The 19,631-nt window shown below is 71.8% G+C and carries 17 protein-coding genes; 8 read left to right on the top strand and 9 right to left on the bottom strand.

Annotated elements, in window-relative coordinates:
* Positions 1 to 14: 14 nt before the first annotated feature.
* The 5 genes from zwf (at position 15) to Pth03_RS27345 (ending at position 6,924) form a co-directional block, all read left to right on the top strand.
* A complete protein-coding gene (zwf, locus tag Pth03_RS27365; protein WP_203947270.1) occupies positions 15 to 1,412 on the top strand; it encodes a glucose-6-phosphate dehydrogenase in 1,398 nt (465 codons plus the stop codon).
* 125 nt (positions 1,413 to 1,537) lie between these two features.
* Entirely contained in the window at positions 1,538 to 3,595 is a 2,058-nt protein-coding gene (gene tkt / locus Pth03_RS27360) for a transketolase (RefSeq protein ID WP_239119405.1), read from the top strand.
* A 102-nt stretch (positions 3,596 to 3,697) separates the two neighbouring features.
* Complete coding sequence (gene pgi, locus Pth03_RS27355; protein WP_203947269.1) at positions 3,698 to 5,323, top strand: glucose-6-phosphate isomerase; 1,626 nt, start codon at positions 3,698 to 3,700, stop codon at positions 5,321 to 5,323.
* Between the two features lie 46 nt (positions 5,324 to 5,369).
* A complete protein-coding gene (gnd, locus tag Pth03_RS27350) occupies positions 5,370 to 6,398 on the top strand; it encodes a phosphogluconate dehydrogenase (NAD(+)-dependent, decarboxylating) (protein WP_239119404.1) in 1,029 nt (342 codons plus the stop codon).
* Positions 6,399 to 6,579: 181 nt separating this feature from the next.
* A complete protein-coding gene (locus Pth03_RS27345; RefSeq protein ID WP_203947268.1) occupies positions 6,580 to 6,924 on the top strand; it encodes an MmcQ/YjbR family DNA-binding protein in 345 nt (114 codons plus the stop codon).
* Between the two features lie 12 nt (positions 6,925 to 6,936).
* Here Pth03_RS27345 and Pth03_RS27340 read toward each other — a convergent pair whose 3' ends face one another.
* Positions 6,937 to 7,563, bottom strand: a complete 627-nt coding sequence (locus tag Pth03_RS27340; RefSeq protein WP_203947267.1) for a TetR/AcrR family transcriptional regulator — start codon at positions 7,561 to 7,563, stop codon at positions 6,937 to 6,939.
* A 90-nt stretch (positions 7,564 to 7,653) separates the two neighbouring features.
* On the opposite strand from Pth03_RS27340, the gene Pth03_RS27335 reads away from it, so the two are divergent.
* Complete coding sequence (locus Pth03_RS27335; RefSeq protein ID WP_203947266.1) at positions 7,654 to 8,688, top strand: medium chain dehydrogenase/reductase family protein; 1,035 nt, start codon at positions 7,654 to 7,656, stop codon at positions 8,686 to 8,688.
* 40 nt (positions 8,689 to 8,728) lie between these two features.
* On the opposite strand, the gene Pth03_RS27330 is transcribed toward Pth03_RS27335, so the two are convergent.
* A complete protein-coding gene (locus tag Pth03_RS27330; RefSeq protein WP_203947265.1) occupies positions 8,729 to 9,145 on the bottom strand; it encodes a GNAT family N-acetyltransferase in 417 nt (138 codons plus the stop codon).
* Positions 9,146 to 9,544: 399 nt separating this feature from the next.
* The gene (locus Pth03_RS27325; RefSeq protein ID WP_203947264.1) at positions 9,545 to 10,315 is read right to left on the bottom strand and encodes a DeoR/GlpR family DNA-binding transcription regulator; all 771 of its coding nucleotides are present in this window, start codon (positions 10,313 to 10,315) and stop codon (positions 9,545 to 9,547) included.
* Between the two features lie 149 nt (positions 10,316 to 10,464).
* Here Pth03_RS27325 and Pth03_RS27320 point away from each other — a divergent pair, with 149 nt between their 5' ends.
* Positions 10,465 to 11,346 (top strand): SIS domain-containing protein, encoded by an 882-nt coding sequence (locus Pth03_RS27320; protein ID WP_203947263.1) that lies wholly within the window; start codon positions 10,465 to 10,467, stop codon positions 11,344 to 11,346.
* A 96-nt stretch (positions 11,347 to 11,442) separates the two neighbouring features.
* Here Pth03_RS27320 and Pth03_RS27315 read toward each other — a convergent pair whose 3' ends face one another.
* Positions 11,443 to 12,024: a TetR/AcrR family transcriptional regulator gene (locus tag Pth03_RS27315; protein ID WP_203947262.1), complete on the bottom strand. Its 582-nt coding sequence runs from the start codon at positions 12,022 to 12,024 to the stop codon at positions 11,443 to 11,445.
* A gap of 114 nt (positions 12,025 to 12,138) precedes the next feature.
* Here Pth03_RS27315 and Pth03_RS27310 point away from each other — a divergent pair, with 114 nt between their 5' ends.
* Positions 12,139 to 12,981, top strand: coding sequence for an oxidoreductase (locus tag Pth03_RS27310; RefSeq protein ID WP_203947261.1), 843 nt, complete (start codon positions 12,139 to 12,141; stop codon positions 12,979 to 12,981).
* 4 nt (positions 12,982 to 12,985) lie between these two features.
* On the opposite strand, the gene Pth03_RS27305 is transcribed toward Pth03_RS27310, so the two are convergent.
* The 5 genes from Pth03_RS27305 to Pth03_RS27285 are packed head-to-tail and all read right to left on the bottom strand — an operon-like array spanning position 12,986 to position 19,622.
* Positions 12,986 to 14,176, bottom strand: coding sequence for a vWA domain-containing protein (locus Pth03_RS27305; protein WP_203947260.1), 1,191 nt, complete (start codon positions 14,174 to 14,176; stop codon positions 12,986 to 12,988).
* Positions 14,169 to 15,365, bottom strand: a complete 1,197-nt coding sequence (locus Pth03_RS27300) for an AAA family ATPase (protein WP_203947259.1) — start codon at positions 15,363 to 15,365, stop codon at positions 14,169 to 14,171. The genes Pth03_RS27305 and Pth03_RS27300 overlap by 8 nt, the downstream gene beginning before the upstream one ends.
* On the bottom strand, positions 15,365 to 17,089 hold the full coding sequence (locus tag Pth03_RS27295) for an ankyrin repeat domain-containing protein (RefSeq protein ID WP_203947258.1): 1,725 nt from the start codon (positions 17,087 to 17,089) through the stop codon (positions 15,365 to 15,367). Before Pth03_RS27295 ends, Pth03_RS27300 begins: the two co-directional genes overlap by 1 nt.
* Complete coding sequence (locus Pth03_RS27290) at positions 17,086 to 18,219, bottom strand: leucine-rich repeat domain-containing protein (RefSeq protein ID WP_203947257.1); 1,134 nt, start codon at positions 18,217 to 18,219, stop codon at positions 17,086 to 17,088. The genes Pth03_RS27295 and Pth03_RS27290 overlap by 4 nt, the downstream gene beginning before the upstream one ends.
* Complete coding sequence (locus Pth03_RS27285; RefSeq protein WP_203947256.1) at positions 18,219 to 19,622, bottom strand: SDR family NAD(P)-dependent oxidoreductase; 1,404 nt, start codon at positions 19,620 to 19,622, stop codon at positions 18,219 to 18,221. Before Pth03_RS27285 ends, Pth03_RS27290 begins: the two co-directional genes overlap by 1 nt.
* Positions 19,623 to 19,631 lie beyond the last annotated feature (9 nt).

Genomic DNA, 19,631 nt, shown 5'->3' with positions numbered 1-19,631 from the left:
CGAAGGGGGGAACCATGAACGCACGTCAGGGGCAGGTCCTGGTGCTGTACGGCATCGGCGGAGACCTCGCCAAAAAGTTGATCATCCCGGCGTTGTACCGGCTCACCCAGCGCAAGGCGCTCGACCTGCCGGTCATCGGCGTCGACCACGGCCGGATGGACCTCGACGCGCTCCGGCGGCACGCGCGCGACAGCGTGACCGCCGCGTACGGGCGGGTCGACGAGGCCGTCTTCGACGAACTGGCGTCGCGGCTGGGCATCATCGGCGGCGACCTGACCGACGCCGCCACCTACGACAGGATCGGGCGGGCGATCACCGAGGCCGGCGGCGACGCCCTGGCGGTGCACTACCTGGCGGTCCCGCCGTCCCTGTTCGGCCCGATCGCCGAGGGACTCGACGCGGCAGGGCTGGCCGCGAAGGCCCGGCTGGTGGTGGAGAAGCCCTTCGGGCACGACCTCGCCTCCGCCGAGCGGCTCAACGAGGAGTTGCACCGGCACTTCCCCGAGGAACGGCTGCTTCGGGTCGACCACTTCCTCGGCAAGGACGCGGTGGAGAACCTCATGGTCTTCCGCCTGGCCAACAGCATCCTCGAGCCCGTCTGGAACCGGTCCCACGTCGCCTCCGTGCAGATCACCATGGCCGAGGCGTTCGACGTGGCCGACCGGGGGGCGTTCTACGACGCGGTCGGCACCGTGCGGGACGTCGTGCAGAACCACCTCCTGCAGGTGCTGGCCTACCTCGCGATGGACCCGCCGTCCGACGGCTCCGCCGAGGGCGAGCGCGACGAGAAGCGCCGGCTGCTGAGCGCGGTGCGGGCCGCCGATCCCGGCGACATGGTGCGGGGCCAGTACGAGGGCTACCTCGGCACGCCGGGCGTGGCCGCCGGGTCGGTGACCGAGACCTACACGGCGCTGCGGCTGTGGATCGACAACTGGCGCTGGGCCGACGTGCCGTTCCTGATCAGGGCGGGCAAGGCGCTGGCCGTGACGGCCACCGAGGTCGCCGTCGAGTTCCACAGGCCGCCCCGGGTGCTGTTCGTGTCCGGCGCCACCGACCGGCCCCCGCCCAACGTGGTGCGGTTCCGGCTGCAGCCCGACGCCGGGGTGACCTTCGAAATGCTCGCCAGGGACCCCCAGGAGGCGTGCGGCGCCAGGTCGGTGCGGGTCTCGGTCGACTTCGAGACCGAGCTCGGCTTCTCGGAGAGCGCCTACGAGCGGGTCCTCGCCGCAGCGGTGTCCGGTGATCAGCGCCTGTTCGCCCGCCAGGACACCGTGGAGGAGGAATGGCGCATCGTGGGGCCCGTCCTCGACGCCACGGCGCCGCCCGAGCCGTACGAGCGGGGCGGGTGGGGGCCCGCGGCCGCCGACCGGCTGCCGCCGAACGGCTGGCAGCCCACGCAGACCCGGCCCTGACCGGGCAAACGTGACTTTGGTCCCGATGTCGCCGGTCGCTCGGCCCTGGCCTTCGGCCCTTGCGTGCGCGCAGGGTGGAGAGCGTCTGTCGCCGGGCCCCGGCATCGAGGGGAGCCACGCCGATCATGACCGATATCGACACGCTGTCCATCAACACCATCCGCGGGTTGTGCATGGACGCGGTCCAGGCCGCCAACTCCGGCCATCCCGGCACCCCGCTCAGCATCGCGCCCGTGGCGTACACGTTGTGGCAGCGTTTCCTGAGATTCGACCCGGCCGATCCGATCTGGCCGGGCCGTGATCGTTTTGTGCTGTCCGAGGGACACGCCTCGGCTCTGCTGTGGTCGCTGATGCACCTGAGCGGCGTGCGCGCCGTCGACCCCGACTACGAGATCCTCGGCCGGCCGGCCGTGACCCTGGACGACCTCAAGACCTTCCGCCAGCTCGGTTCGCACTGCCCGGGGCACCCGGAGTATCGCCTCACCAGCGGCGTCGAGACCACCACCGGCCCGCTCGGCCAGGGCGTGGCCACCTCGGTCGGCATGGCGATCGCGGGGCGGTGGCTGGGCGCCCGGTACAACAAGGAGGGCTTCCCCCTGTTCGACTTCGACGTGTACGCGCTGGCCGGCGACGGCTGCATGATGGAGGGCGTCTCGTCGGAGGCCGCATCGCTCGCGGGCCATCTGGGCCTGCACAACCTGTGCTGGATCTACGACTCCAACCGGGTGACCATCGAGGGCCGCACCGGCATCACCTTCACCGAGGACGTCGCCGCCCGGTTCCTCGCCTACGGCTGGAACGTCACGACCGTGGCCGACGCCAACGACCTCGGCCAGGTCGGCCGGGCGCTGCACACGTTCCGGGCCGAGCACGAACGCCCGACCCTCGTGGTGGTGCACAGCCACATCGGCTACGGCTCCCCCGTCGAGGACACCCCGAAGGCCCACGGCGAGCCGCTCGGCACCGACGGGGTCAGGGCCGCCAAACGCTTCTTCGGCCTGCCGGAGGACGTCGGCTTCCACGTCCCCCCGGAGGTCTACGAGCATTTCGCCAGGGGAATCGGCGAGCGCGGCGCCCACCACAGGGCCGACTGGGAGCTGAGCTTCAAGGCCTACAGGGACGCCTACCCCGGCCTCGCCGACGAGCTGGAGCGGATCCAGCGCCGGGAGCTGCCCGACGGGTGGGAGGACGCGCTGCCCGTCTTCCCGCCCGACCCGAAGGGGCTCGCCACCCGCGACTCCTCCGGCCAGGTGCTCAACGCGCTCGCCCAGGCCGTGCCGTGGCTGCTCGGCGGCTCGGCCGACCTGTCCCCCTCGACCAAGACACGGCTGACCTTCGCGGGGGCGGGCGACTTCCAGGCCGACGATCCGTCGGGGCGCAACCTCCACTTCGGCGTCAGGGAGCACGCCGCCGCCGCGGCCGTGAACGGCATGGCCCTGACCAAGCTGCGGCCGTTCTGGTCGGGGTTCCTGATCTTCTCCGACTACGCGCGCGGGGCGATCCGGTTGTCGGCCCTGATGGAGATCCCGGTGCTGCACATCTTCACGCACGACTCGATCGGCGTCGGCGAGGACGGGCCGACGCACCAGCCGGTCGAGCAACTCGCCTCGCTGCGCGCGACGCCGGGCCTGCTGGTCTTCCGGCCCGCCGACGCCAACGAGGTCGTCGAGGCGTGGCGGGCCGTGGCCCCGCTGCGCAGGGAGCCCGCGGCGCTCGTGCTGTCCAGGCAGCCTCTGCCCACGCTCGACCGGTCCCGGTACGGCTCAGCCGCCGGTGTCGCGAAGGGGGCCTACGTGCTGGCGGAGGCGCCCTCGGGAGAGCCCGACGTGCTGCTGCTCGCCACCGGCTCCGAAGTGGGCATCGCGCTGTCGGCCCGGGAACGGCTGGCCGACGAGGGCATCGGCGCCCGCGTGGTCAGCATGCCCTGCTGGGAGTTGTTCGACCGCCAGCCTCTGGAGTACCGCGAGATGGTGCTCCCACCGCACGTGCGGGCCAGGGTGGCGATCGAGCAGGCCTCCACGCTCGGATGGGACCGCTTCGTCGGCGACAGGGGCGTCGTCGTCGGGATGCACACCTTCGGGGCGTCGGCCCCGCTCAAACAGCTCCTCACGAAATTCGGCTTCACTCCCGAGCGTGTGGCGGGGCTCGCCAGGGAGCTCGTCGCCGCCGAACGCGAGGAGTGAGACGTGACGGGCATCCCGCGTGAACGGCACACGGGGCGCATGGGGAAGGATTGCATCCTGAGCACATGTGAACCGTTTCGCCATTGACCGGAGGAAACACCGATGCCGACCATCCCGCTCCGCGACCGCGCCTCCTGGAAGGCACTCGAGCGGCATCACGCCGAGATCGGCGGTCGCCACTTGCGTGAGCTGTTCGCGGAGGACCCCGGCAGAGGCGAGCGCCTGACCGCCGAGGCGGCCGGACTGTACCTCGACTATTCGAAGAACCGCGTGACCGGCGAGACGCTGCGCCTGCTGAACGACCTGGCGCGCGAATCGGAGCTGGAGCAGCGCAGGGACATGATGTTCCGCGGCGAGCCGATCAACACCTCCGAGGGCAGGTCGGTTCTCCACGTGGCGTTGCGTCAGCCGAAGGGCTCCTCCCTCGTGGTCGGCGGCGCCGACGTCGTCGCCGACGTGCACGAGGTGCTGGACCGGATGGCCGACTTCGCCCGGCGCGTGCGGTCCGGCGAGTGGAAGGGCCACACCGGCAAGCCGATCAGGAACATCGTCAACATCGGCATCGGCGGCTCCGACCTCGGCCCCGTCATGGCCTACGAGGCGCTGCGCCACTACACCAAGCGCGACCTGACCTTCCGGTTCGTGTCCAACGTCGACTCGACCGACTTCGCCGAGGCGACGCACGACCTGTACGCCGACGAGACGCTCTTCGTCGTCTCCTCCAAGACCTTCGGCACGCTGGAGACGCTGACGAACGCGCACTCCGCCCGTGACTGGGTCGTCGGGCAGCTCGGCAGCGAGGAGGCGGTCGCCCGTCACTTCGTCGCGGTCTCGACCAACGCCGAGCGGGTCGCCGCCTTCGGCATCGACACGGCCAACATGTTCGGCTTCTGGGACTGGGTCGGCGGGCGCTACTCGATGGACTCGGCCATCGGGCTCTCCACGATGATCGCCATCGGGCCGGAGCACTTCGCCGAGATGCTGGCGGGCTTCCACGAGATGGACGAGCACTTCCGCACCGCACCGCTGGAGGCCAACCTCCCGGTGATCATGGGGCTGCTCTCCGTCTGGTACGTGAACTTCTTCGGGGTGCAGAGCATCGGCGTCATGCCGTACGAGCAGTATCTGAAGCGTTTCCCCGCCTACCTGCAGCAGCTGACGATGGAGTCGAACGGCAAGCACGTCACCGCCGACGGCGAGGCGGTCGACTACGACACCGCCCCCGTCTACTGGGGCGAGCCCGGGACGAACGGCCAGCACAGCTTCTACCAGCTCCTCCACCAGGGGACGCGGCTGATCCCGGTCGATCTCATCGGTTTCGGCAAGAGCCTCAACCCGCTGCGCGACCACCACGACCTGCTGATGGCCAACGTGTTCGCGCAGGCGCAGGCGCTCGCCTTCGGCAAGACCGAGGACGAGGTCAGGGCCGAGGGCACCGCCTCCGAGGTCGTGCCGCACCGCGTCATGACGGGCAACCGGCCCACGAACGTGCTGCTCGCCGAGCGGCTCACCCCGCAACTGCTCGGAGCGCTCGTCGCGCTCTACGAGCACATCGTCTTCGTCCAGGGGACGATCTGGGGCATCGACTCCTTCGACCAGTGGGGCGTGGAGCTCGGCAAGGTGCTCGCGGGGCAGATCGCCCCCGAGCTGGAGAGCGCTGAGGAGCCCGAACTCACGCACGACTCCTCGACCAACGCGCTGATCCGCCGTTATCGAAGGCTCAAGTAGAGCCCGCCTGGGCTCGGGCGCAGACCCGAGCGGAACGGGAGGAGCGATGGCGACCGACAGGCCCATGCAGCTCGGCATGATCGGGCTGGGGCGGATGGGTGCCAACCTCGTCCGCCGGCTCATGCGCGACGGCCACCGCTGCGTCGTCTATGACGTGAACGAGGCGGCCGTCCGCGAGCTCGCGGACGAGGGCGCGACGGGAGCGGCCTCCCTGGAAGAGTTCACGGCGGCACTGGAACGGCCGCGGGCGATCTGGCTCATGCTGCCCGCGGCCGTCGTGGAGCCGATGCTCGGCAACCTCGCGGAGCTGATCGGCGAGGACGACGTCGTCATCGACGGCGGCAACTCCTACTACCGCGACGACATCGTGAGGGCCAAACGGCTCGCCGCGCGGGGAATCCACTACGTGGACTGCGGCACGTCGGGCGGCGTCTGGGGTCTCGACCGCGGGTACTGCCTCATGATCGGCGGGGAGGAGTCCGCGGTGGAGCGGCTCGACCCGATCTTCCGTACGATCGCGCCGGGAACAGGTGACGTCGAGCCCACGCCGAGCAGGGCACGGGCGGACGGCACGGCGCAGGAGGGGTACCTCCACTGCGGTCCCAGCGGCGCTGGGCACTTCGTGAAGATGGTCCACAACGGCGTCGAGTACGGCATGATGGGCGCGATCGCCGAGGGGTTGTCGATCATCCGCCATGCCGACGTCGGCAAGGAGGGCCGTGAGATCGACGCCGAGACGGCGCCGCTGCGCGATCCCGAGGCCTACCAGTACGACATCGACGTCGCCGAGGTGGCGGAGGTCTGGCGCCGCGGCTCGGTCGTCTCGTCATGGCTCGTCGACCTGCTGGCGGACGCGCTCGCGCGATCTCCCCAGCTCGACGGCTTCGAGGGGCGCGTCTCCGACTCGGGCGAGGGCCGCTGGACGGTGGACGCCGCGATCGACGAGGGTGTGCCCGCTCCGGTCATCTCTGCGGCCCTCATCGAACGGTTCGAGTCACGCGGGCTCGGCCGCTTCACGGATGCCGCCCTGTCCGCGATGCGCAGCGAATTCGGCGGCCACGCCGAAAAGCCATGAGAGGAAAAGTGGGTGTGATCATGCAGAAGTTCGGCGAGACCCGCCCTGACCTGCCCAGACACCAATCGTGATCATGCAGAAGTTCGGCGAGAGCAACTCTGACCTGCCCGAACGCGTCTCGTGATCATGCACATTCGCGCGGTCCTGAAGAATTGTCGGCGGCGGCTGATAGACCTGTGCCATGGGTGTGACCGTCGACGAGTTCATCGAGATGCTGGGCGAGCTGCCGGAGGTCGAGCAGAGCCCCAGCGACAGCTGGATCGCGCTGAAGGTCCGCGGCAAGGGGTTCGGCTACCTGTGGGACCGCACGGAGACCGTGGGGCTCAAGGCGACCATCGAAGAGCAGATGGCGCTGGTGGCAGAGCGCCCCGAGGTGTTCGAGGTGCAGTTCACGGCGGGCCGGTTCGGCTGGGTCGTCGTGCATCTGGCGAGGATCGACCGGGAGGAGCTGTTCGAGCTCGTCACCGAAGCATGGTGCCTGACCGCGCCCAAAAGCCTCGTCGACGCGCACGAGGCGGGGCGATAGCCGTACGGAGGTCTATCTCCGGCCCTCCTCGATGAGGGCGCCGATCTCCGCGTCGTACAGCGGTGTGGGGTCCAGGCCCATGGACGCGAAGTTGCCCTCGATCTCCAGGCTGACCAGGCCGTGCAGCCGCGCCCACAACGTCGTCGCGCGCGTCGCCGTCGACGCCGGGGACTCGCCGGAGTCGCCGAGGCCGGTGAGCACGTCGACCGCGACGCCCATCGCGAGCCGGGACGCCTGCACCAGCGGGTCGCTGTGCGCGTCATATCCGTGCAGCGGAGCCCGGAACAGCAGCCGGTAGCGGTGGGGCTCCCCCACGGCCCAGGCGCGATAGGCGTACCCGAGCGCAAGCAGTCGCTCCGCGGGACCGGCCTCCTCCTTGGCGACGGCGGCCTCGAGCGCCGCCGCGAGATCGTGGTAGGCGTCCACGACGAGGTCGGTCAGCAGACTGTCGCGACTGCCGAAGTAGCGGTACAGCGCCGGCCCTGACACGCCGAGGGTCTTGGCCACGGCGTTGAGCGACAGCGCCTGCGGGCCGCCCTCGGCCAGCTGATTCAGGGCCACCTGCTTGATCTCGTCCCGGACCTGCGCCCGGTACCGGCCGCGCAGTCCTGAGCCCGCGGCCTGCCGCCGCTCCTCCATCGAGGCCCCTTTCTCTTCGTTGCGTTAGAGCGTACTCTACTAGTTATATGCTCTAACTTATTCGAGAGGCTATAACGAAGGAGGCGGCGCATGTTGGCGACGGAAGTGGTGCTGGCCGCGGTCGGCGAGCCGGAAACGCTCCGGCTGCACACGAGGGAGCTCCCCGATCCGGGGCCTGGTCAGGCGCTGGTCAGGGTGGAGGCGAGCGGCGTCTCGTTCGCCGAGCAGCAGATGCGCCGGGGCAAGTACTACGACCAGCCCGCGTTCCCGTTCGTACCCGGATACGACCTGGTCGGCGTCGTGGAGGCGCTCGGCGGGGACGCCGCGGGATCTCCCGTCCAGGTGGGGCGGCGAGTGGCGGCGCTGACGAAGATCGGCGGGTGGGCCGACCGCGTCATCCTCGACGTGGCCGACCTGGTGCCCGTGCCCGACGGGGTGGACGCCGCCGCGGCCGAGACGGTCGTGGTCAACGGGGTGACCGCGTGGCGCATGCTGTTCCGCTCGGCACGCGTACGGGCGGGAGACACGATCGTCGTGCTCGGGGCGAGCGGCGGGGTGGGGTCCACACTCGTGCAGCTGGCCCGGCACGCCGGGATCCGGGTGATCGGGACGGCCTCCCCGCGCAGCCACGACCGGATTCGCGAGCTCGGGGCGATCCCGGTCGACTATCACGACGACGTGCCCGCCCGCGTACGCGAGCTCGCCCCGGACGGCGTGGCGGCCGTCTTCGACCACGTCGGCGGCCCGGGCATCACCGATTCCTGGCACATGCTCGCGCGCGGCGGGACGCTCGTCTCGTACGGCAGCGCCTCGACGCGCGACCGGCCGGGCAACGGGTTCGTGACGGTGCTCAAGCTGGTGGCCCGGCTGTGGATCTGGAACCTGCTGCCCAACGGGCGCGGTGCGTCGTTCTTCAACCTGTGGGCCGGCAGGGCCCGCCGTCTCGACCGCTACCGGGCGGAGCTGCGCGCCGACCTCGAACAGGTCTTCGCGCTGCTGGCCTCGGGCGACATCACCGCCCAGGTAGCCCGCACGTTTCCCCTGGCCGACGCGGCGGCCGCCCTGCGTTACGCCGAGGCAGGGGGATTCACCGGCAAGGTGATCATCCTGCCTCAGAGCGCCTGACCGGATCCGCCGATCGGCCCGATGGTTCGCGGCGTTCCGGTCACGCCAGCCGCCAGGTCAGGAACGGAACCTGCTCACCTGGCGGGAGGTAGCTCGATTCCTCGACGAACCCGTTCGTGCGCGCGAAATGCAGCCCGTCCAGGTTCGACCCCCAGATGACGGTCTCGATCCGGCCCGCACCGAGCGTCCACGCCTGTTTCAACGCCCGGGAAAAGAGCGCGGTCCCGAATCCGCGCCGCCGGTGCTCGGGCAACACGCGGACGATCAGGGTGACCGTGTCGGCGTCCCCCTCCGGGGGCCGCACAGTTGTGCAGCCGACGACGACGTCCCCGAGATAGGCCACCTCCAGCCGATTTCGCCGGACGCGTTCGCGCACCTCGTCGAGGGTCAGCGCGGCCGGCGGGACGATCACATTGTGGACGTGCCGCCAATCCTCGATCGACGTTTCGCTCTTCACCGACTCAACCCGCATTTGGGACACTTGATCAAATAAGCGTATTCGTCAGAGTGTGTCAATGGACGGCGACCACAGCCGGCGACCGCGGGGCGGCTGTGGTCGCCGGCGCATTCGGCACACACGGCCGCATACGACCGCCGGTGCCGCTCAGGCCCGAACCGGTCATGCCGGCCTCCCTGGAGCCGGATACGGATCTGCATGATCACGAAATGCGTACACACTGGTCAAGGGGCATACCACCGAACTTCTGCATGATCACGACAGGCGCTTGGGCTGGTCACACGGCCTGCAGGCGAACTTCTGCATGATCACGGCAAGTGCTTGGGCTGGTCACACGGCCTGCAGGCGAACTTCTGCATGATCACGGCAAGTGCTTGGCGATCACACCCAATGAGGGGCTCAGGCGCGGATCACTGTGACGCCGGCCTCGGTGAGACGGGCGGCCTCCTCGTCGGGCAGGCCGTCGTCGGTGACGAGCGTGTCGATCTCGCCGATCGGGCAGATGCGGGCGAAGGCCCTGCGGCCGACCTTGGACGAGTCGGCGACCACCACCACACGCGCGGCCCTCCCGATGAGCAGACTGTTCACGCTCGCCTCACCTTCGTGGTGGGCCGTGGCCCCCGCCTCCACGTCGAGCGCGTCCACGCCCAGGAAGGCGATGTCGATGCCGATCTGTTCCAGCACGCCGGACGCGAGCGGGCCGATCAGCTCGTACGACTGGGGACGGGCGACGCCTCCCGTGACCACGATCTTCACGTGCTGGCGCACGGTGAGTTCCGCCGCGATGTTCAGGGCGTTGGTGACGATGGTGAACCCGATCTCCGGCTCGGCCACCGTGGCCAGCGCCCGCGCGACCTCCGAGGTGGTCGTGCCGCCGTTCATGCCGACCACCGTGCCCTGCTCGACCAGCTGGGCCGCCGCCGCGGCGATGCGCTGCTTCTCCCCCGCATGCCGGGCCGTCTTGTAGCGCAAGGGCAAGTCGTAGCTGACGCTCTGGGTGACCGCGCCGCCGCGCGTGCGCATGAGCAGCTGCTGCTGGGCCAGCTGGTCGAAGTCGCGCCTGATCGTCGCCGTGGAGACTTCCAGCGACTGGGCGGCCTGCTCGACCGACAACCGCCCTTCTGCGGCGAGGAGCTCGAGGATCGCGTTCCACCGCTCGTACCTGCTCACGCACCCTCACCTTGTCCGCTCGCCCGTCCGCTCGGGCCGTCCGCCACCGGGCACCAGCCTGGCACAGGTGGAAGACCGACCCCGACTCTGCACATATATGTTCAATAATGCTATGAAATATGCATAAACGAACTCTCCTGGAGGCCGGCATGACCACCCACACCGAGGCAGAGATCGCCTCCCAGCCGGACTGCTGGCGCAAGGTCGCCGCCATCCCCACCCACGCCCTGCCCTCCCCCGGCGAGCGCGTCGCGGTCATCGGCTGCGGCACCTCGTGGTTCGTGGCCCAAAGCTACGCGGCGCTGCGTGAGCGCGCGGGCCACGGCGAGACCGACGCCTTCCCCGCGTCGGAGACCCCCCTCGGCCGCACCTATGACCGGATCCTGGCGCTGACCAGGTCAGGAACGACCACCGAGGTTCTCGACGTGCTGCGGCGCGCCAGAGCCTCCGGCTCCGTGCGGACCACCGCCGTCACGGCCGATCCGGCGACGCCGGTGTCGGAGCTCGCCGACGAGATCGTGGCGCTCGACTTCGCCGACGAGCGGTCGGTGGTGCAGACCCGGTTCGCGACCACGCAGCTGGCCCTGCTGCGCACGCATCTCGGGGAGGACCTGACCTCGGCGGTCGCCGACGCCGAGCAGGCGCTCGCCGAACCGCTGCCCGCCGAACTGGTCGCCGCCGAGCAGTTCTCCTTCCTCGGTTCCGGCTGGTCGTACGGCCTGGCACGGGAGGCCGCGCTGAAGATGCGGGAGGCGGCGCGGGCGTGGACGGAGGCCTACCTGGCGATGGAATATCGCCACGGCCCCATCGCCATCGCCGGGCCCGGCCGCGTCACCTGGATGCTGGGCACGGCTCCCGACGGGCTGCGCGAGCAGGTCGAGGCCACGGGCGGCTCCCTCCTGGAGAGCACGCTCGACCCCATGGCCGAGCTGATCAGGATCCAGCGCCTGGCCGTCGCGCGGGCCCGGGCCGCCGGGCTCGACCCCGACCGCCCGCTGCACCTCACCCGGTCGGTGATCCTGCCCGGCTGACCGCGGGAGCCACACGCGCTCATCGGGGCGTACGGCGCGGCCCGGGACCGAGCCGGGCCGCGCACTCCCGCACTTCACGACGACGGGTTCCGCACGTCACGTCGGCCCCGGGTCCTCCGGAGTGCCGAGCAGTCGCCGTACGGCGTCGACGACGACGACCCTGCGGCGCTCGCGGTCGGCGGGAGCGTCCGACCCGAGCTCGGGGTTCACCGACGCCCATGCCCCGGCGGTCGCGATGACCAGAGTCAGGAGCTCGACGGGCGCATAATGCGCGGGCACGAGGCCCTCCCGCTGGGCGCGTTCGATCTTTTCGAGCTTGCTCTTGTTGGAGGCCACGACCGCCTGCAGCGAGACCCCCTGCGGCCGCTCCAGCCGATACCAGGTGGACAGGCGCACGGTCGCGGGGTCGGCCTCGTAACGGTCGAACAGTCTCCCGGCGTAGGCCGCGAGGTCGGCGGCGTCGAACGGCGCCCGCTCGACCGTCGCGGCGACCAGCTGCGTGAAGACGGCGTCGAACAGCTGGTCCTTGTTGCCGAAGTAGGCGTAGATCATCGCCTTGTTGCATCCTGCCGAATGAGCGATGCGGTCCACCCGGGCTCCGGCGATGCCGAGCGCGGCGAACTCCGCCGCCGCCGCCTCCAGCAGCCGCTTCTTGGTCCGCTCAGCATCACGCGCCATGCGGGGAAGCCTACACCCAGACAACTAACCAGTCAGTTGACAGACATCGCAGCAAGGGTGTTTCCTGCAATACATCCAACTAGTCAGTTAGTTGCTGGAAGGCAGGAACCACCCATGGCCAGGACATGGCTCATCACCGGCAGCTCCCGTGGGTTCGGATGGGAGCTCGCCAAGGCCGCGCTCGACGACGGGGACCAGGTGGTCGCCACCGCGCGCCGCCCCGAGGAGCTCGACGAGCTCGTGCACAAGTACGGCCAGGCCGTACGCGCGGTCGCCCTCGACGTCACCGACGCGGCGGCCGCCCGCGCCGCCGTGGCGACGGCGGTGGACACGTTCGGCGCACTCGACGTCGTCGTGAACAACGCCGGCTACGCCGGCAGCACCTCCATCGAGGACTTCACCGACGACGACTTCCGCGCGCAGATCGAGACGAACCTGTTCGGCGTGGTCAACGTCACCAAGGCCGCCCTGCCCGTGCTGCGCGGACAGCGCTCGGGCCACTTCATCCAGTTCTCCTCCATCGGCGGACGCGTGGGCGGCACGCCGGGCATGGGCGCGTACCAGACCGCCAAGTGGGGGGTCGAAGGCTTCTCCGAGGTCCTCAGCAACGAGGTGAAGCCGTTCGGGGTCAAGGTCACCATCATCGAGCCGGGCGCCTTCCGCACCGACTGGGCCGGCTCGTCCATGCAGACCCCACCGGTGAGCGCGGACTACGAGGAGACGATCGGCGCGATGAACCGCTACCGCGCGTCGACCGCGCACGAGTGGCCGGGCGACCCCGCCAGGGCGGCCAGGATCATCCTCGACGTCGTGCGTCTGGACGAGCCGCCCCTGCGCCTCCTGCTCGGCGCGCGTGCGGTCGAGATGGCCGCGGAGGCGTCCCGGGTGCGCGCGGCGGAGGCCGAGAAATGGGCCGAGGTCAGCAGGTCGGCCGACTTCCCCGCCGACGAGTCCTGACGGGTCACGCGGCCGGCACGCGTACGGTCTCCGCCCACGCGGGCGGGTCGGGAGGCCCGGTGTGGCCCGCGCCGATCAGGACGCAGATCACCCGGCACGACGGCGGCTCGCCGGGCCAGGGGGTGTGGCCGTCGGTGAGCACGATCACCACGCTGGGCCGGTCGCGCGCCGCGAGCGCGGCCGCGATGCCGGCGCGCATGTCGGTGCCGCCTCCGCCGGACAACGTGACCTGGGCGGCGTCGGTCACCCGGGACACGGCGTGCACGTCGGCGTCGCACGCGAGCACCGTGACCCGGTTGCCCCGGATGCCGACCTCGCGCAGCACTCCGGTGACCTCCGCCATCGCCGCCGCCAGGTCGTCCTCTCGCATCGACCCGGAGGTGTCGACCACGACGGCCACACGGGGCAGCGGCCGGCGCAGGCTCGGCAGCACGACCCCGCGCAGGGCGGGTGTGCGGCGCGACGGCCTGCGGTAGGTGTAGTCGACCGCGCCCCCGGCCCAGGCCACCGCCTCCCTGACCGCGCCCGCCAGCATCCTGCGCCAGTTCACGACCGGTTCGAGGACCTGGTCCGCCCATCGCCGCCACCCTCCGGGGAGGTCGCCGCGACCGCGCAGGTGAGCCCGCATCGCCTGCGCGGTCGTACGGCGGAGCGCATCGGCCTCCACCGGGCCGACGCCGCCGGCGGAGTCGGCAGGCTCCCAGGGCGAGGGCCTTCCGTGGGCGCCGGACCCGCAGTCGTGCGCATGCGGCAGGGGCGGAATCTGCGGCAGGTACGCCTCGAACAGCAGGCCGGGCGGCAGGCCGAACGCGCCCGGCTCCATCCGGCCTGGGGGCAGCGCCAAGCCGTCGGCGAGCAGGTCGTCGTTGATCTCGCAGTCCTGGGCGACGTTGACGCGCAGGCGATCGCGGTGGGCTGCGGCGGGCAGCCGATCGGCCCGGCCGTGGTGGTCGCGCAGGAGATGTGCCACCTCATGGATCCAGACGCCGGCCAGTTCCTCCACCGGGGTCGCGTCGACGAAGGCGGGCGAGACGTAGCAGCGCCACCTCCGGTCGACACCCATCGCCGGCACGGCCCGGCTCGGCACGATCGTCAACGCGTACAGGCCGGAGGCGAGGTAGGGGCGGTCGAGCACCGCGCGGTAGCGGGCGGCCAGCAGCTTGACCCGGTCGAGCCCGGAATCGTCGTCAGCCATCCGACGCCAGCGCGCCCGAGAGCTGGAGCAGGTCGACGAAGGCGTCGATACCGCTTGGCACGGGCCAGTCGGTGTCGCGCAACGCCGCGAGGTCGACGGCCGCGCGGGCGGCGACGTCGGGCACGCCCGCCTCGACCGCCTTGGCCAGCACCGCCCACCCGGCCTCCCACCTGGGCTGGGTGAGGTCGGCCTGCACGGCGGACACGACGGCGGTGAGGAACGCCAACTGCCGGTCGCCGCGGTCGGGCAGGTTGAAGGCCTCCGGGTTGGCCAGCACCCGGTCGGGGTCGGGCAGGTCGAGGTGCTCGAGATAGGACAGCAGCTCGATGCCGGCGCCCTCGCCGATCGCTCCGACCAGCGCGGTCGCGACCGCCTCCTTCCCCGCGCCGCACGCGTGGGCGACCGCGAGCAACCGCAGGGCCATCTCCCAGGTACGCGGCGACGGCCAGGCGCCGCCCCGGCCTTCGGCGTCGTCGGGCATGAGGTGCACCAGGCCGGGGCGCGCGGTGAGGAAGCCGGAGATCGCGCCGCGTGCCCGGGCGAGCGCGCCGTTGACCCTCGCCGGTTCGACGACGGGGATCGGCACGTGCGGCCAGACGCCCGCCATGCCGCGTGCGACCGTGCGCGGGTCGTGGGTCCATCGCAGGTGGACGAACCGGTTGGCCAGCGGCGGGCTCAGGTGCCAGCCGTCCGCGGCGCTCGACGGCGGGTTGGCCGCCGCGACGATCCGCACCTGCTCGGGCAGGACGAGGCTGCCCACTCGCCGTTCCAGGACGACGCGCAGGAGCGCCGCCTGCACAGCCGGCGGGGCGGAGGACAACTCGTCGAAGAACACCAGGCCCCGCCCGGCCCGCACCAGCCGCACGGCCCAGTCGGGCGGGGCCATCGGCACGCCGGTCGTGGCCGGGTCGTCGCCGACGATGGGCAGCCCGGCGAAGTCGGACGGCTCGTGCACGCTGGCGATGACCGTCTCCAGCGGGACGCCGAGCCCGGAGGCGAGCCGTTCCAGCCCCGCCGACTTCCCGATGCCGGGCTCTCCCCACAGCAGCACGGGCTGGTTGGCCGACACCGCCAGCGCCAGCGCCTCCAGTTGGGGGTTGCCGCCCGGCTCGGTGCGCGAGAGCCGGGCCCGGCGGTTGAGGTCGTCGGCCGCCGCGAGCGGGCTCGGCGGTGCGTCTGCGATGTCCATCAGTCCTCGTCGTCCTTCACCAGATGCGGGCGACCTATGCCGGGATGCTCACGGTCGACCTGGTCGCGCAGAAAACGCAGGTCTCTTCGGCGCGCCCACCGGATCACGTCGCTCAGGGACCAGCCCGCCTCGTCCACCACGTCGGTGCGTGCGCCGGCGGCGAGCAGCGCGCGCACGAGAGATTCCTTCCCGTGCCCGTAGACGGCCGCCATCAGCGGGGTCCGTCCGTGGTCGTCGCGGGCCTCCAGGTCGACCTCCGCCTCCAGCAGACGCGGCAGCAGCAGCTCGTGGTCGAGCGAGGCCAGCCCGTGCAGCAGCGTGCGCAGGTCGCCGTCGCGCACCCGGGGATCCGCCCCGGCGTCCAGCAGGCACAGCACCCCTGGGGTGTCGCCGTACTGGACCCGCCTGAACAGGTCGCGCCGCTGGCGGCGCAGGTCCTTGGGCAGCCACCCCCGCCCGGACGTCCACGCCTCCCGTACGGCGAAGCAGCCCGCGACGGCGCCGCCGAAGGCCCGCATCGCCCGTTCCCGCCGCCGCTCCTCGTCACTGTGGGGCATGCGAAGCACTCCTCCGCCCGACGACACCAGGTGCCATTCGCCCCGGCACCGGACGCGCACGGGGGCGGGAGGCTCGGGATCGGGCGGTCCGGCCGGGCCCTCGCCGGGTGCCAGGTCGGGGAAGAGCGCCGTTCTGACCAGAGGGTGGAGGCGGTCGGCGGTGATGCGGCCGCGCCGCATCAGGTCGAGGTCGGGTAGACGGCGCCAGCACAGGTCGGGGAGCCGGACGATCCCACCTGCCTGGGCGGTGCTGACGCGCGGAGCTCCCTCATCGGGGGCGCGGTCCAGCGCCACCCTCGAGCCGTAACCGTAGACGATCTCGAAACGCCGCTCGCCCGTCTCGTCGGCCAATCGGGCCGTCTCCCGCTCGATCCCGGCCAGGTTCAGCGGCAGCGTCTCCAGCCGTCGCGTCAGGCCGCCCCACCCCCAGCCGCGCACGACCGGTTCTCGCAGGTCGAGCTGGATACCGACGGCCGCCAAGGCCGCCTCGACCTCGCCGCGCTCGTGCAGCAGTGAGACCCATTCGGTGTGCGCGACGGGGTGGTCACGACCGGGGTCGGCCGCGGGCAGTTCATCCTCGGCGAGCGGTCGTCCGTCCCTGGTGAAGAACGGGACCCTCTCACCTCCGCCGGCGCGCAGTCGCAGATCTCCGGCGCGCCGCACGTCCCACAGGTCGCGCGACGTCAGCCAGGCGCGCCCGTCCCGCCACCGGCCGGCGTCTCGCTCGTCCTTCGCATCCGCCAGCCCGAGGTGCAGGGTGAGCCGCTGCGTTCCCTCGACCACCGGGGGCGTCGTGACGAACAGGGAGGGACCCCAGCCGAGGGACCTCGCCCGGTACTCCGCCAGAACCACGATCCGGCCGACGGCGAGCGTCCCGTTCCACGGAGTCGTCCGGGGCAGATGCCAGCGCAGCAGGTCGGGCGCGAAATACGTGAGGTCGTCTTCGACCTCGGCCGCGACGGAGCCGCCGTATCGCTTCGCGACGGCGGCGGGATCGAAGGCGACGTCGACGCCGGCCGCCGAGCAGGCGCCCCGCCAGTCCCCGGCCAGGCGGCGCTCGGTCGCCTGCTCGATCATCCAGCGCGGCACCGCGTAACGCCGGACCCGCTGCCAGGCGGCCGCCTCCTCTCCGTCGAACGACGTCGTGCCGCGTTTGGTCCTCGTCATCGGTAGACGCTTCCGATCGCGAGTACGTCGGGGTGGCCGCCCGCGGCAGGGCGGAGCAGCGGCGCGATGGAGCGCTTCACCTTGCGAGGCACGCCGGGACCGAGTCCGAGGTATTCCAGCCGGGTGCCACCCGCGATGCCCGCCAGCAGCGTCTTGGCGCCCCGCCCGGTGACGCCCGTGTGGCGCAACTCCAGGCGGCGCAGCGGGCTGCCGCCGAGGGCCTCGGCCAGGGCCCGCGCCCCTTCGTCGCCGGTGGCGTTGGCGGGCGCGCCGAGGCTGCGCTCCGACGGCGGCCTCCCGAGGTCGAGCGTCTCGATGCCGGCCAGGGCGCCGGCCAGCGCCCGCGCTCCGGCCGGGCCGATCCCGTTGCCGCCGAGGCCGAGCCGTACGGGCCGGGCGGGGTCGGAGGCGGCGGCGAGCACCGCGGCGCCCTCGTCGCCGAGGTGGTTGGCAGGCAGGTAGAGCTCGCGCACGCCGGCGTCGCGGATCAGCGCGGCCAGCAGGGGCGCCGCCTCCGCGTCGAGCCCGTTGCCGCCGAGGTAGAGGCGCTCGACCGGCCTCGGCCTGGCGGCGAGGGCGTCGAGCAGCGCCCGCAGCCCTTCGGTGGTGAGACCGGTGTTCACCAGATCGAGCGTGCGCAGGGAGGTGTTGCGGCGCACCATGGCGGCCAGCGCCCGGGCTCCCGCGTCGCCGATCGGGTTGCGCTTGAGCCACAACGCGCGCACGGTGTCGTCGGCGGCCAGCCGGTCGGCAAGCGCGGCGGCTCCGTCGGCGTCGATGCGGTTGCAGCCCAGGTACAGCGTGCGCAGGCCGTGCCCGGGGCCGAGTGCGCCGGCGATCATCCGGGCGCCTTCCGAGCCGACGGCGTTGGTGCCGAGCAGCAGGTGAACCGCGTGCGGCGAGGCCGTCGCCACGGGCAGCAGCCGGGCAGCGCCGGCCAGGCCGAGCCCCTGTTTGCACAGGTCGACCCGCCCGTCCTGCCGTACGGTTCCCACCGGGAACGTCTCGTCGGCCTCGACCGGGTCGGCGGCGGCGAGCCTGGCCAGGAGTGGGCCGAGCGCCTCGGGATCGGCGAGCGGTACATCTGGATGCTCGATCGCGGGGCAGCGCACGGGTGTCGGCTGGGTCATCACCACTCCACCGGTCGGAAGTCCTTCAGGAACAACCCGGACATCCGCTCGCCGCCGACGCCCCGGACGATGGGGTCGTAGACGCGCGCGGCGCCGTCGACGACGTCGAGCGGCGGCCGGAATCCCGACTCCCGCTGCGCCGTCTTGTCCGGATGGGGCCGTTCGTCGGTCACCCAGCCGGTGTCCACGCTGGTCATGTGGATGCCCGAGGCGGCGTAGTCGGCGGCCGCCGTACGGGTCAGCATGTTCAGCGACGCCTTCGCCATGTTGGTGTGCGGGTGCCTGACGGTCTTGTTGACCCGCGAGAAGCTGCCCTCCATGGCCGAGACCTGCACGACGTAGCGGTCCGGAAACGGCGAGGCCTCCATCAGGCGGCGCAGCCGCGAGGTGAGCAGGAAGGGCGCGAAGGCGTTGACCACCTGCACCTCCATCCACTCGGCGGGGTCGACCTCGTGCAGGCGAAGGCTCCAGCTGTTGCGCGCGCGCAGGTCGAGCGGCTGGCCGGTCTCATCCGTACGGCCGGCGGGGAAGAGCGACCGGTCGCCCTCGTCCGTGGGCGGTTCGGGCAGCGCGAGCATCCCGACGAGCGCGGGGCTCGTCGCGGGAGCCGTGATGGGGATCCGCGCCGCGGCCCCGGTCAGCGGCTCGCCCTCGGCGGCGCGCACCTCGTGGTGGTAGGCCGGCGGACGCCTGATCGTCTGCGCCGCGTTGTTGACCAGGATGTCGAGGTGCGCGAAACGCCGGTGTGCCGACTCCAGCAGGCCGGCCACGCCCGCGACGTCGAGCAGGTCGACGCCGTGCAGGTGCAGCCGGTCGAGCCAGAGCGCGGAGTCGGACACGGCGGCGAAGCGCCGGGCGGCGTCGCGGGGGAACCGGGTGGTGACAAGCACCTCGGCGCCGTCGCGCAACATCTTCAGTGCGACATGAAGGCCGATTTTGATGCGGCCTCCGGTCACGAGGGCCGTCCTGCCGCCCAGGTCGCATCGGGCGTCGCGGCGGAGCAGGCTCTCCTGCGCGCATCCCGGACACATCAGGTGGTAGACGGAGTGGACCTGGCCGTACAGGGTCTTGCACACGTAGCACCGGCGGGTGCCCGCCAGCGGCCGCAGGCTCGCCGGGGGCCGCTCAGGAGACTCGGGCTCGGGGGCGGGGTCCTGCTGCGCGAAGCGCTCGGACGCGGCCATGGCCTCCAGGTCGCGCCGCCGGCGTTCGGCGTGTCTCGCCACCTTCCGCGCCTTCTTGCCCGCGTGGTAGAGCCGCGCCGCGGCCTCACGCACGTCCGCCCAGCGAGGGTCGGCGGGGTCGGCCGCGCGCGCCTGGCCGAGCACCCGCAGGCAGGTCTCGATGTCCGGCTCGGCGAGGGCGTCCGCGACCCCGTCCGCATCCGGGGTGAACGACGCCATCGGCTCTCC

It is taken from the genome of Planotetraspora thailandica (assembly GCF_016863335.1).
Classification (GTDB): domain Bacteria; phylum Actinomycetota; class Actinomycetes; order Streptosporangiales; family Streptosporangiaceae; genus Planotetraspora; species Planotetraspora thailandica.
The sequence above is the reverse complement of the archived record's forward strand: the minus strand, read 5'-3'. Positions and strand labels throughout refer to the sequence as shown.